This is a genomic window from Belliella baltica DSM 15883 (genome assembly GCF_000265405.1).
Taxonomy (GTDB): Bacteria; Bacteroidota; Bacteroidia; order Cytophagales; family Cyclobacteriaceae; genus Belliella; species Belliella baltica.
Genome location: NC_018010.1, coordinates 1,826,468 through 1,839,460, shown reverse-complemented (window position 1 = coordinate 1,839,460; position 12,993 = coordinate 1,826,468). Strand labels below are relative to the sequence as shown.

Here is a 12,993-nt window from a genome sequence, read left to right as displayed (position 1 = left end):
GCTAGAAGCTCAGATTCCTTAGGGAATACTATCAATAGTATCAAACAAAATATCGGCAAAAACACCTCCCCCTTCTTTGTCCAAATGATCCATATCTCGGAAGAGTGAATCTTGTTCTAAGAGCAAATTGTCAAAATCCAATACTACTAGACCATTTTTAAAAAACAGACTATCAGCATGATAACTTTCTTCACCTAAGATCCCATAATACACTTTAGAAACTGGAAATCTCACTCCAAATAATTTAATGTTATTATCCTCACAGATAGAAATAATATTTTGGAGAGCTGCTGACATCTTTACAGAAGGGTCAGGCTTTTCAAAATAATTCTCAAATCGAGCTTTACTTTTTTCTTTTTGTTCCTCAACTGTTAATTTTTCCCATGGAATTTTGGAACTGCTCCCACCCCATTTGGAAAAAGCAAACAACTCTTCTTGAATGAAGTTCTTTATCACCAAACTGTAGCGGTCATTCAAGAAAATCAAATAATACTTTAAGTACTTATCATTGATATAATCAAAGTAATTTGAATAATCTTCTTTAGTCGTATAATACGCCGAACGATCTAAGTTATTTTGATTTTCTCTTGTAGGAGAAAGTGTATGATCGTCCACGCTTATATAAATTGTGTCAACATCTGTGTTTCTAATTAGGTATTTTAGCTTCCTTTCCATATCCAAATAAGAATCACTTTGACCTGAAAAATTATGGACATCATACTCCTCCGAAAAGTCTCCAATTGGAGTACCATGAGAATCTGCTAATAGAAAAGATGAAAATTTGAGATCAACATCTTCATAATCCTTGATATAAAAAAGTTTGATCAAGAAGAACATGAGCACATTTAAGACCAATAATAACAATAGAAAAATTGATGACTTTTTTAAGAATGACTTCATGGCTATCAAATTAAAATTGGAAATAAATGAATTCAATCTCTTCTGATGTATTTCCAAAAATATCTATTGAAAGAATAATCAATATATACATAGACCATCTAAAAAATCTACTTCTTTTTACTCCCAAATTTGAAATCGCATATTGCCCAACTCTGCCTTTCCATTCTATCAAGATAAATCCCGCAATCAAAACCAACAAAGTAAGAGCGCCTTCTAACTGAGTGAAATTAGGCATAGAAAATAAGCTTTTAGTGAATATCCCGCTAATGAAACTAGATGCATGACTCATATTTTCGACCCTAAAGAAGATCCAAGCAAACACCGTTAAGATAAAAGTACTCAATATGGAGATTGCTTCCCTGAAACTTGGCAATCGATTCCCTTCTGCGGGTACATCTAAATTTTTTCTATTTTTTCCTAAAATCAAAGAAGGAAGAAAATATATTGCATTGAGTGCTCCCCAAACTATAAAAGTCCAGTTGGCTCCATGCCAAAATCCACTGACAAGGAAAATGATAAATGTATTACGGATTTTTTCATACAGACTTCCTCTACTTCCTCCTAAAGGAATATAAACGTAATCTCTAAACCAAGTCGTCAACGACATGTGCCATCTTCTCCAAAATTCTGCAATGTCTCGAGAGAAGTAGGGGAATGCAAAATTCTGCATTAAATTAAACCCAAACAGTCTTGAGGTTCCTATAGCTATATCTGAATAACCTGAAAAATCACCATAAATCTGAAAGGCAAAAAAGAATGCTCCTAAAACTAAAGTACTGCCCGAATAATCTGAAGAATTATTAAAAATCAAATTGGCGTATTCTGCACAATTATCTGCAATTACCATTTTTTTAAACAAGCCCCACAATATTTGCTTTAAACCATCTACTGCAGCAGAAGAATCAAATATTCTCTTTTTATAAAACTGAGGCAAAAGATTTGTTGCACGTTCTATAGGGCCTGCAACTAACTGTGGAAAAAAGCTAACAAATGCAGTAAATGAAATCCAATCCCTTGTAGGTTCGAGCTTTCTTCTATACACATCAATAGAATAGCTCAATGTCTGAAAAGTATAAAAACTTATTCCGACAGGAAGAATAATATTCAGTGTATTAGCTTTTATAGGCATTCCAGCAATAGAGAAGGCTGTTATGAAATTATCTAGAAAGAAATTGTAGTATTTGAAAAAGCCGAGAAAACCTATATTAACTAAAATACTAATAATTAACAACCCTCTTCTTTTGAATCTATCCCCTTCCTTCCCTAATTCTATTCCTATTAAATAATCAACAAGAGTACTGAAAGCAATCAACGCTAAAAATCTCCAATCCCACCAACCATAAAACACGTAACTAGCTACTACAATTAAAAGATTTTGAGATCTTAAATTATTCTTAAAAACGAACCAGTATAAAAAAAATACAATCGGTAAAAAGACAGCAAAATCCAGGGAGTTGAAGAGCATGAATGAAAATTTCGAAAACCTTTTTTATAACCAGACAATCTACAAACTTAAAAAAAAAGTCTATTTATTAAAACGATTCAAAATAACCTCAAAAAATTCTTAAGGAAAACAAAACTTAAAAGAATGAAAAATCAAAACTATAATGCATTTAAAATCAATACCTTAAATATATTTTAACAGATAAAAATCAAGCCTACATAAACTATATAAAATAAGTGTTTCTAATGCGGAATTTGATCCTTATATTAAAGAAGTTTATAATTAAAATCACTCATGGGAAAATTTATCGAATCCAAACAGAAGGGTATTTGCCTTCAAACAAAAAAGACGATTAAAGTTGGAGACTCAGTATTTTACTTTCCTGGAAGAGGGATGTTTTGCATAGATTCTCAAATTTATCAAGAACATCTAAAAAATGGCGCTTATTCAGAAAATAACGAATCAGAGATAAGAGAAGATATTGCAGATATCTTTGTCGAATAGGAAATTAGGTCAGTTTCAACAAACAAATTGCACTCTACAATATAAGCCTTAGCTTGACTGCTAAGGCTTATTTGTTTATTGAACATCACAAAAAAAAGCAGCCCGAAGGCTGCTATAACTATATCTATTCAAACTGAATCATATTATTTCTTAGGGAAATAAGCTGATTCGCCCAATTGCTCTTCTATTCTAAGCAATTGATTATACTTTGCCATTCTATCAGATCTGGAAGCAGAACCAGTTTTAATCTGTCCGCAGTTTACAGCAACAGCCAAATCAGCTATTGTTGAATCTTCTGTTTCACCAGATCTATGCGACATCACAGCAGTAAAGCCCGCTTTGTGTGCTAGAGATATTGCATTCAAAGTTTCAGTTAATGTGCCAATCTGATTTACTTTAATCAAAATAGAATTGGCAGATTTCTCTTCAATTCCTCTTTGAAGGAATTTCACATTTGTAACGAACAAATCATCGCCCACTAATTGCACTTTATCTCCAATCTTAGCAGTCAACATTGACCAACCTTGCCAATCTTCCTCCGCAAATCCATCTTCAATAGAATCAATCGGATATTTTTCGGTAAGCTCAGCCAAATAAGCAACTTGCTCTTCTCTAGACCTGATTTTACCTGATTCACCTTCAAATTTCTTATAATCGTATTGACCATCTTCGAAAAATTCAGATGCTGCACAATCCAAAGCAATTGTGATTTCTTCACCAGCCTTGTAACCGGCTTTCTCAATAGCCTCAAGGATACAAGCCAAAGCTTCTTCAGTTCCTCCAGAGAAATTAGGAGCAAATCCTCCTTCATCACCCACGGCAGTACTTAGACCTTTGTCATGTAAGATTTTCTTCAAATGATGGAAAATCTCAGCACCCATTCTTATTGCTTCTGAGAATGTATCAGCACCTACAGGTCTGATCATAAATTCTTGAAACGCGATAGGAGCATCTGAGTGAGATCCACCGTTGATGATATTCATCATTGGAACAGGAAGTGTATTTGCATTCACACCTCCAATGTATCTATAAAGAGGCTGTCCAGCTTCCATAGCTGCTGCTTTAGCCACCGCCAAAGAAACACCAAGGATTGCATTTGCTCCCAGTTTACTTTTGTTAGGAGTACCATCAAGATCAATCATAATATGATCAATAAGATTCTGCTCAAAAACATCAAGTCCAAGTAATTCTGGAGCAATGACATCATTAACATTAGAAACCGCCTTTAAGACTCCTTTACCAAGATACTTTGATTTGTCACCATCACGAAGTTCAACAGCTTCATTGACACCTGTGGAAGCTCCACTAGGCACAGCAGCTCTTCCAAAAGCACCATTTTCAGTAAACACATCTACTTCAATAGTTGGGTTTCCTCTAGAGTCTAAAATTTGTCTTGCGTGAATTGATTGAATTAATGTCATAATTTTAATATGGTTTAAATAGGTTTTAATTTTTGTTCATTAAAGATACAAAATCATCAAATAAATACCTCGAATCATGAGGTCCTGGAGATGATTCTGGATGATACTGCACAGAAAATGCAGGTTTGTTCTTTAGTTTGATACCTGCAATAGTACCATCATTGAGATGGACATGTGTAATTTCAAGCTGATCATTGCTCTCAACACCCTCTCTTTTGACTACAAAGCCATGGTTTTGAGATGTAATTTCACTCTTTCCAGTCAAAATGTTTTTGATCGGATGATTCAAACCTCTATGACCATGATGCATTTTGTAAGTAGATACGCCACAAGCCTCAGCAAGTAATTGATGTCCCAGACAAATCCCAAATACTGGCTTTCCAGAGTCTAGTATTTCTTTCGTTGTTTTTACGGCGTAATCCATCACAGCAGGATCACCAGGCCCATTAGACAAGAAATATCCATTTGGATTCCATTCTTGCACTTCTTTAAAAGTAGTTTTGGCTGGAAAAACTTTGCAGTAAACACCACGATCAGCAAGGTTTCTCAATATATTTTTCTTGATCCCAAAATCCATACAAGCTACTCTCAGTGGCGAATTCTCATCTCCAAAGTAATAAGGCTCTTTAGTACAAACTTTAGAAGAAAGCTCTAAACCATTCATGTCAGGAACCAAATTCAACTGGGCTTTAAGCCCCGCTAAATCCTCTTCAAACTCTGAGCTAATTATTGCATTCATAGCTCCCTTCGAACGAAGATGTCTAACCAACATCCTTGTATCGATGTCAGCGATTCCTGTTATATCATGATTTACCAAATAATCTTGAAGCGAGCTGTCTGCATCAACTCTGCTGTATGTATTCGAAAAAGAATTTACTACTATTCCTGCTATAGTTGGCGAGTCTGATTCAACTTCCTCGTCAATCACACCATAGTTGCCAATATGAGAAGTTGTAGTAACTACAATTTGACCAGTATAAGATGGGTCAGTATAGATCTCTTGGTATCCTGTCATACCGGTATTGAAACATATTTCTCCACCATTTGTGCCTGGCTTTCCGATTAAAGTGCCACGGAAAATAGTTCCGTCAGCGAGTAGTAGGGTTGCTTTTTGTTTGTTCATTTTCACTGGAAGGTTTTACAAATTTAAGAAATTTCTAAAGATAAATATTCTTATACAGCAAAGGATATAAAAAAAGGGATTGAACAAAAGTCCAATCCCTCTCTATTAAGATAATAGCAACATATTATTCTGCAGCGTTATCATCTTTCTTATCATCTTCTTTAGCTTCTGTAGCTGTATCATCAGTCTTAGCAACTGTTTCTGTAGCAGTAGCAGCACCTGAACCTCTTCTACTTCTTCTAGTAGTTTTCTTAGCAGGTTTAGCGTCTTTCAACATCAATTCATTGAAATCAACTAATTCGATGATACACATTTCAGCATTATCACCAAGACGATTACCAGTTTTAATAATTCTAGTATATCCTCCAGGTCTAGTTGCAACTTTTTCAACTACTTCACCGAAAAGAGTCTTGATAGAATCTTTGCTTTGTAGATATGAAAATACAATTCTTCTGTTGTGTGTAGTGTCTTCCTTAGCTCTAGAGATAAGAGGCTCTACATATTTTCTCAATTCCTTAGCCTTTGCAAGCGTTGTAGAAATACGCTTGTGAAGAATTAGTGAGGAAGCCATGTTAGAAAGCATTGCTTTTCTATGACTTGCTGTCCTTCCAAGGTGGTTAAATTTCTTACCGTGTCTCATTTTATTTACTCTTCATCAAGTTTATACTTAGATAAATCCATTCCGAAGGTCAGGCCTTTTTCTTGGATTAATTGCTCCAATTCAGCAAGAGATTTTTTGCCAAAGTTTCTAAATTTCATCATATCAGAAATTTCCAATTTGGCAAGATCACCAAGCGTCTTCACGTCTGCAGCTTTCAAGCAATTAAATGCTCTAACTGACAGATCCAAATCACCAAGAGAAGTTTTCAATAACTTTCTCATGTGAAGGAATTCTTCATCAATAGGTTCAGGTTCCGAAACTCCAGTAGAGTCAAGTACCATAGTCTGATCAGAAAACAACATGAAATGCTGAATAAGAATCTTAGCTGATTCTTGAAGTGCCTTTTCTGGATGTATAGACCCATCTGTAGTAACCTCAAGGATCAATTTTTCGAAGTCAGTTTTTTGCTCTACCCTTGTATTTTCAATGCTATATTTCACGTTTTTGATAGGCGTAAAAATCGCATCAATTGGGATAACACCAAAAACTTGCTCCTTTGGTTTGGACTCTTCAGCAGGAAGATATCCTCTTCCCTTTTCTACTGTAAGTTCAACTTCTAAACTTTTTGACTCATCCAAGTGGCAAATCACCAAATCGGGATTCAAAACCTCAAAAGAGGAAGTAAATTTCGCGATATCTCCAGCAGTGAAAATAGACTGATTTTTAACTTCTACGGTAATTTTACCGTCGATAGCTTCATGAACCTTTTTAAATCTAACCTGCTTCAGGTTAAGAATTATATCAGTTACATCTTCTACAACTCCCTCAAGCGTGGAAAATTCATGAACCACCCCTGGAAGTTTCACAGATGTGATGGCATAACCTTCAAGAGAAGATAACAAAATTCTCCTCAAGGCATTACCAATGGTGACCCCATAGCCTTTTTCAAGTGGCTTGAAGGTAAATAGGCCGTGAAAATCATCTGCCTTTTCCATCACCACTTTTTCGGGCATTTGAAATGCTAGTATGGACATATCAATAGTTCTTTTTAAGTCTGAATTAATATTACTTAGAGTAAAGCTCGACAATCAGTTGTTCTTTGATATTCTCAGGAATATCATCTCTTACTGGAATGCTTACGAACTTACCTGCTAATGAAGTGTTATCCCACTCTAACCATGAATAACGCACTGTACCTTTTCCTGCCAAACTAGCAGTGATCGCTTCAAGAGACTTAGATCTCTCTCTTACCGATACAACATCACCAGGTTTTAAAGTATATGATGGAATATTAACCAATTCACCATTTACCAAGATATGCTTGTGAGAAGTCAGCTGTCTAGCAGCTCTTCTTGTTGGAGCAATACCTAATCTGTAAACGACATTATCCAATCTTGCTTCTAACAATTGTAACAAGTTCTCACCTGTAATACCTTGTTTTCTTGAAGCAATATCAAACATTTTGGAGAATTGTCTTTCCAAAATACCGTAGATGTATTTAGCTTTTTGTTTTTCAGCAAGCTGAATAGCATATTCAGACTGCTTTTTTCTTCTACCTCTACCGTGTTGTCCTGGAGGGTAGTTTTTCTTTTGAAGTGCCTTGCTTTGTCCTTCAATAGGCTCACCGAATTTTCTAGCAATCTTTGCCTTTGGACCTCTATATCTAGCCATTCTATATCTTCTTTAATGAATTAAACTCTTCTACGTTTTGGAGGACGACATCCGTTGTGCGGAAGTGGAGTCACATCAATAATCGTAGTCACATCAAGACCTACATTTTGTAATGTTCTTATAGCAGACTCTCTACCTGCTCCAGGACCTTTTACAAAAACCTCAATTTTTCTCAATCCTAAATCATATGCTACTTGACCGCAATTTTGCGCTGCCATCTGAGCTGCATAAGGTGTATTCTTCTTAGAACCTCTGAATCCCATTTTACCGGCAGAAGCCCAAGAGATCACCTGTCCAGAATTATTGGTAATAGAGATGATGATATTGTTAAAAGAAGCTTTGATATGCACTTGACCTACCGCTTCTACTTTAACTACTCTTTTTTTACCTTTAGCTTTATCGTTTCTTTTCTGAGCCATAATCTAAATCAAGATTTATTTAGTTGCTTTCTTCTTGTTAGCAACAGTCTTTCTCTTACCTTTTCTTGTTCTGGCATTATTTTTTGTCTTTTGACCTCTCAAAGGAAGACCTTTTCTATGTCTAAGACCTCTATAACAACCAATATCCATTAATCTTTTAATATTAAGCTGGATCTCAGATTTCAAAACACCTTCTGTTCTGTATTCTTCAGCAATAATATTTCTAATAGCGGTAGATTCTTCATCATCCCACTCACCCGCTTTCTTGTCAAAGGAAATGCCTGCTTTCTCTAGGATAGCCTTAGCTGCACTTCTACCTATACCGAAGATATAAGTAAGGCCGATTTCTCCTCGCTTGTTGTCTGGAATGTCAACTCCTGCAATTCTTGCCATAATTATTAACCTTGTCTTTGTTTAAACTTAGGATTTTTCTTGTTGATCACGTAAAGCTTTCCATTTCTTCTGATCACTTTACAGTCAACACTTCTTTTCTTGATTGATGCCTTTACTTTCATGACAGTTTATTTGTATCGATAAACAATTCTACCTTTAGAAAGATCGTAAGGAGAGAGCTCTAATTTTACTTTATCTCCTGGAAGAATCTTAATATAATTCATTCTCATTTTTCCTGAAATATGCGCAATCAACTGATGCCCATTTTCAAGCTCCACTTTAAACATTGCATTAGACAATGCTTCTACTATAGTACCATCTTGTTCAATAGATGTCTGTTTAGCCATATTTAGAATTTATAATTATCTTCTATATATTGATGTGTAGTCAGAATCTCGGTTCTATCCTTGAAAATGGCTACTGTATGCTCGTAGTGTGCTGATGCCTTTCTATCAGCAGTTCTTATTGTCCAACCATCTCTTTCTTGTACAATATTTCTGGTGCCAAGATTGACCATCGGTTCGATAGCTATAACCAAACCTTCATTGAGAAGAGGTCCGCTACCTCTTTTACCATAATTTGGAACTTCTGGAGCTTCATGAAGGTGTTTACCTAAACCATGACCAACTAACTCTCGAACTATTGTAAAACCTTTAGACTCGACAAACTTTTGAATTGCGTGGCCAATATCACCAACACGATTACCGAAAGTTGCTTTCTCAATCCCAAGATACAACGACTCCTTAGTCGCTTTGAGCAATGACAATATATCTGAAGAAACTTCACCGACAGGGTAAGTATAAGCGCAATCGCTATGAAAACCTTGGTGAAAGACTCCACAATCTACCGAGATTATATCGCCATCTTTCAATACGTAATTACTTGGAAAACCATGTACAACCACTTCATTTACTGAAATACAAAGTGATGCTGGAAAACCATTATATCCTTTGAAGGAAGGTACACCTTTGTGATCCCTTATATATTCCTCCGCAATTTTGTCAAGAAAAGAGGTTTGAACACCTGCTTTTACATGTTTAGCAACTTCCCCGTGGGCTTTGCCTAATATTTGAGCACTTTCTTTAATTAATTGGACTTCCTCGAAAGTCTTATATTGGATCATATCGCTGGAGCGTAATTAGAAGGATTATTTTTCATATTCCCACTTTTCATCATTCCTTCGTAATGTCTCATCAACAAGTAACTTTCAATTTGTCTCAAAGTATCCATGATAACACCTACCATAATTAGAAGAGAAGTACCACCATAGAATTGAGCAAACTCTCCACCAACTCCAGCTATAATAGCAAAGGCTGGTAAAATAGCTACTAATGCTAAAAGCACTGAACCAGGAAGCGTAATCCTTGAAATGATATTATCAATAAATTCTGATGTTGGAGCTCCAGGTTTGATACCAGGAACAAAACCACCATTACGTTTCAAATCCTCAGAAATCTGTTCAGGGTTAACTGTGATTGCTGTGTAGAAGAAAGTGAATAGAATGATCATTAAAGCAAAAACTAGATTATACTGCCATGATGTAAAATCAGAGAAAGTAGCTCCTATGTAATTTGCAATATCACTTTCACTAGACCAAATTTGAGCAATTAATGCAGGAAGAAACATCAATGACTGTGCAAAGATAATTGGCATTACACCAGAAGCATTAACCTTGATAGGAATATACTGTCTTTGACCCCCATAAACCTTTCCGCCCACGACTTGTTTTGCATATTGAACTGGAATTCTTCTAGTTGCCTCAGTAAGTGCTACTACACCATAAACAACAAAGAATAAAACCGCTGCTTCAATTAAAATGAGCAATAATCCAGAGGTTCCTTTTGATAACCCTTCTGCAATAATAGCTCCTGGGAATCTGGAGATAATACCAATCATTATCAACATCGAAATACCATTCCCAATGCCTTTCTCAGTGATTTTCTCTCCAAGCCACATACAGAACATAGTCCCAGCAGATAACAAAACAAGAGAACTAAACATAAAGAGGGTAGTACCTACCATTACTGCACCTGTTGGTAAAATAGTAGCCGTAATGTAGCCAATACCCTGAGCAACGGTAATTGCAATGGTCAAAACACGAGTAATTTGGTTGATTCTTTTTCGACCAGACTCTCCCTCTTTTTGTAATTTTTGAAAATAAGGTACTCCAACAGTCAATAACTGCAACACAATGGAAGCAGATATATAGGGCATAATTCCCAAACCAAAGATTGAAGCGTTACTAAATGCTCCTCCAAGGAATGTATCTATCAAACCGAAAATCCCTTCTGGTGCATCCTCTAATTTTGATGGATCAACACCAGGTAATACGATAAAAGAACCTAACCTGAATACAACCAGAAATCCAATTGTATTCCAGATACGGATTCTTAGATCTTCAATAGAAAAGATATTCTTAACTGTTGAGATAAACTTTTTCATTTATTAAATCTTGTTAACTGTTCCGCCAACTTTCTCAATAGCCTCAACAGCAGAAGCAGAGAAATAGTGAGCACTTACATTCAATTTCGCTGTAAGTTCGCCCATACCAAGGACTTTTACAACATCTTTCTTAGAAACTAATCCATGCTCAACCAAAACATCGAAAGTAATAGCATCTAAGCTATATTTCTCTGATAAATCTTGTAAAGCAGCAAGATTTATAGGCTTGCACTCTATTCTATTAAGACTTTTGAAACCAAATTTCGGTACTCTTCTTTGAAGTGGCATCTGACCACCTTCAAATCCTAATTTAGATTTGTAACCAGATCTAGATTTAGCCCCTTTATGACCTCTAGTAGAAGTACCACCTCTACCAGAACCAGTACCACGACCAATTCTTTTTCTATTTTTTACAGAACCTTCAGCAGGTTTTAATGTATGTAATTTCATGATTAAGCTTCCTCCACTTTTACAAGGTGACTTACTTTTCTTACCATTCCAGCGATCTGAGGAGTATTTTCAACTTCTACAGTTCTGTTGATTCTACCAAGACCTAAAGCTACAATCGTTGCTTTTTGATCTTTTGGTCTCTTGATAATGCTTCTTACTTGCGTTACTTTAATCTTAGCCATATCCTTAACCGTTAAAAACTTTTGACATTTTTACTCCTCTTTGCTGAGAAACGGCAATAGCATCTCTCAACTGCGTTAAAGCATCAATAGTCGCTTTTACTACGTTGTGAGGATTTGATGAACCTTTTGATTTAGCTAGAACGTCAGTAACACCAGCACTTTCAAGTACAGCACGCATTGCACCACCTGCGATAACTCCAGTACCTGGAGCAGCCGGTTTGATCAATACGAAACCACCACCATATTTACCTAATTGTTCGTGAGGAATAGTCCCTTTCAGGATTGGAACACGAACTAGATTTTTCTTAGCGTCTTCGATACCTTTAGTAATTGCGTCAGTCACTTCATTAGCTTTACCTAATCCGTATCCAACTACACCATTGCTATCTCCTACTACAACGATCGCAGAAAATGAAAATCTTCTACCACCTTTAACTACCTTAGCAACACGGTTGATAGCAACTACTTTCTCTTTTAGTTCTGTATCTGTTGCCCTTATGGGTTTTCTTTTAACTTGAGACATAATATCTATTAAAATTTAAGGCCACCTTCCCTTGCACCATCGGCAAGAGCTTTAACATTACCATGATATAAATAACCACTTCTGTCAAATACCACAGAAGCAACACCATTAGCAACTGCTCTCTCAGCCAATTTCAATCCTACTTCTTTAGAAACTGAAATAGTATTGTTTTTAGCACCAAGTTCTTTGGAAGAGGCTTGCGCAAGTGTATGACCCTTAAGGTCATCAACTAATTGAGCGTATATACCAGTATTGCTTTTAAATACTGACAAACGAGGTCTAGAATCTGTCCCGTTGATCTTTCTTCGGATACTTTTTTTGATTCTAAGTCTTCTTGAATTCTTATTAAAAGCCATCTTAATTATTTTTTACCTGCGGTTTTACCAGCTTTACGTCTTACAATCTCACCAACAAAGCGAACACCTTTACCTTTGTAAGGCTCTACTTTACGTAATGATTTGATTTTTGCTGCTACTTGTCCAATCAATTCCTTATCTATACCTTCTAAAGTCACTAAAGGATTTTTACCTTTTGGTGTCTCTGTTTTCAATGAAATTGAATCAGGAAGAGCAAAGAAAATGTTGTGTGAGTAACCTAGTGCCAATTCAAGAATTTGCCCTTGGTTCGAGGCTTTGTAACCCACTCCGACCAATTCTAATTCTTTCTTGTAACCATCGGAAACACCGATAACCATATTATTTAACAATGATCTATATAAACCATGAAGAGATTTATGTCTCTTTGATTCTGTAGGTCTTGTTACTACAATTTGGTTAGCTTCAACCGCAACGGTAATATCGGGATTCACATCCTGAGTTAGCGTACCTTTGGGACCTTTAACAGTGACAGTATTGTGTGCTGACACGTCTACAGTAACACCCGCTGGTAGATTTATTGGTTTTTTACCTATTCTAGACATA

19 protein-coding genes are annotated in these 12,993 nt (G+C 36.0%); 1 reads left to right on the top strand and 18 read right to left on the bottom strand.

Annotated features, from left to right (window positions below):
- Positions 1-18 precede the first annotated feature (18 nt).
- Together BELBA_RS08545 and BELBA_RS08540 are read right to left on the bottom strand one after the other, a co-directional pair.
- On the bottom strand, positions 19-900 hold the full coding sequence (locus BELBA_RS08545) for a hypothetical protein (RefSeq protein ID WP_014772324.1): 882 nt from the start codon (positions 898-900) through the stop codon (positions 19-21).
- Positions 901-910: 10 nt separating this feature from the next.
- Positions 911-2,365 (bottom strand): MBOAT family O-acyltransferase, encoded by a 1,455-nt coding sequence (locus tag BELBA_RS08540; protein WP_014772323.1) that lies wholly within the window; start codon positions 2,363-2,365, stop codon positions 911-913.
- Positions 2,366-2,638: 273 nt separating this feature from the next.
- On the opposite strand from BELBA_RS08540, the gene BELBA_RS08535 reads away from it, so the two are divergent.
- The gene (locus BELBA_RS08535) at positions 2,639-2,848 is read left to right on the top strand and encodes a hypothetical protein (protein WP_014772322.1); all 210 of its coding nucleotides are present in this window, start codon (positions 2,639-2,641) and stop codon (positions 2,846-2,848) included.
- Positions 2,849-2,991: 143 nt separating this feature from the next.
- Here BELBA_RS08535 and eno read toward each other — a convergent pair whose 3' ends face one another.
- The 16 genes from eno to rplF all read right to left on the bottom strand — a co-directional run bounded on the left by eno (position 2,992) and on the right by rplF (position 12,992).
- Positions 2,992-4,269: a phosphopyruvate hydratase gene (gene eno, locus BELBA_RS08530; protein WP_014772321.1), complete on the bottom strand. Its 1,278-nt coding sequence runs from the start codon at positions 4,267-4,269 to the stop codon at positions 2,992-2,994.
- A gap of 25 nt (positions 4,270-4,294) precedes the next feature.
- Complete coding sequence (carA, locus tag BELBA_RS08525) at positions 4,295-5,392, bottom strand: glutamine-hydrolyzing carbamoyl-phosphate synthase small subunit (RefSeq protein ID WP_014772320.1); 1,098 nt, start codon at positions 5,390-5,392, stop codon at positions 4,295-4,297.
- Between the two features lie 124 nt (positions 5,393-5,516).
- Entirely contained in the window at positions 5,517-6,032 is a 516-nt protein-coding gene (rplQ, locus tag BELBA_RS08520) for a 50S ribosomal protein L17 (protein ID WP_014772319.1), read from the bottom strand.
- A gap of 5 nt (positions 6,033-6,037) precedes the next feature.
- Positions 6,038-7,027, bottom strand: a complete 990-nt coding sequence (locus BELBA_RS08515) for a DNA-directed RNA polymerase subunit alpha (protein ID WP_014772318.1) — start codon at positions 7,025-7,027, stop codon at positions 6,038-6,040.
- A 31-nt stretch (positions 7,028-7,058) separates the two neighbouring features.
- Positions 7,059-7,664: a 30S ribosomal protein S4 gene (gene rpsD / locus BELBA_RS08510; protein WP_014772317.1), complete on the bottom strand. Its 606-nt coding sequence runs from the start codon at positions 7,662-7,664 to the stop codon at positions 7,059-7,061.
- A 20-nt stretch (positions 7,665-7,684) separates the two neighbouring features.
- Positions 7,685-8,083: a 30S ribosomal protein S11 gene (rpsK, locus tag BELBA_RS08505; RefSeq protein WP_014772316.1), complete on the bottom strand. Its 399-nt coding sequence runs from the start codon at positions 8,081-8,083 to the stop codon at positions 7,685-7,687.
- Positions 8,084-8,098: 15 nt separating this feature from the next.
- The gene (gene rpsM / locus BELBA_RS08500) at positions 8,099-8,476 is read right to left on the bottom strand and encodes a 30S ribosomal protein S13 (protein WP_014772315.1); all 378 of its coding nucleotides are present in this window, start codon (positions 8,474-8,476) and stop codon (positions 8,099-8,101) included.
- Between the two features lie 5 nt (positions 8,477-8,481).
- Positions 8,482-8,598, bottom strand: coding sequence for a 50S ribosomal protein L36 (rpmJ, locus tag BELBA_RS08495; protein ID WP_014772314.1), 117 nt, complete (start codon positions 8,596-8,598; stop codon positions 8,482-8,484).
- Positions 8,599-8,604: 6 nt separating this feature from the next.
- Positions 8,605-8,823, bottom strand: coding sequence for a translation initiation factor IF-1 (gene infA / locus BELBA_RS08490; RefSeq protein ID WP_009034195.1), 219 nt, complete (start codon positions 8,821-8,823; stop codon positions 8,605-8,607).
- Positions 8,824-8,825: 2 nt separating this feature from the next.
- Positions 8,826-9,599, bottom strand: a complete 774-nt coding sequence (map, locus tag BELBA_RS08485) for a type I methionyl aminopeptidase (RefSeq protein ID WP_014772313.1) — start codon at positions 9,597-9,599, stop codon at positions 8,826-8,828.
- Positions 9,596-10,918 carry a preprotein translocase subunit SecY gene (secY, locus tag BELBA_RS08480; RefSeq protein ID WP_014772312.1) on the bottom strand — a complete coding sequence of 441 codons (1,323 nt, stop codon included), beginning with the start codon at positions 10,916-10,918 and terminating at the stop codon, positions 9,596-9,598. Before secY ends, map begins: the two co-directional genes overlap by 4 nt.
- Positions 10,919-10,921: 3 nt before the next feature.
- Positions 10,922-11,368 carry a 50S ribosomal protein L15 gene (rplO, locus tag BELBA_RS08475; protein ID WP_014772311.1) on the bottom strand — a complete coding sequence of 149 codons (447 nt, stop codon included), beginning with the start codon at positions 11,366-11,368 and terminating at the stop codon, positions 10,922-10,924.
- A gap of 2 nt (positions 11,369-11,370) precedes the next feature.
- Entirely contained in the window at positions 11,371-11,550 is a 180-nt protein-coding gene (rpmD, locus tag BELBA_RS08470; protein ID WP_014772310.1) for a 50S ribosomal protein L30, read from the bottom strand.
- Between the two features lie 4 nt (positions 11,551-11,554).
- A complete protein-coding gene (gene rpsE / locus BELBA_RS08465; RefSeq protein ID WP_014772309.1) occupies positions 11,555-12,073 on the bottom strand; it encodes a 30S ribosomal protein S5 in 519 nt (172 codons plus the stop codon).
- An 8-nt stretch (positions 12,074-12,081) separates the two neighbouring features.
- Positions 12,082-12,429, bottom strand: coding sequence for a 50S ribosomal protein L18 (gene rplR, locus BELBA_RS08460; RefSeq protein ID WP_014772308.1), 348 nt, complete (start codon positions 12,427-12,429; stop codon positions 12,082-12,084).
- A 5-nt stretch (positions 12,430-12,434) separates the two neighbouring features.
- Positions 12,435-12,992: a 50S ribosomal protein L6 gene (gene rplF / locus BELBA_RS08455; RefSeq protein WP_014772307.1), complete on the bottom strand. Its 558-nt coding sequence runs from the start codon at positions 12,990-12,992 to the stop codon at positions 12,435-12,437.
- Position 12,993 lies beyond the last annotated feature (1 nt).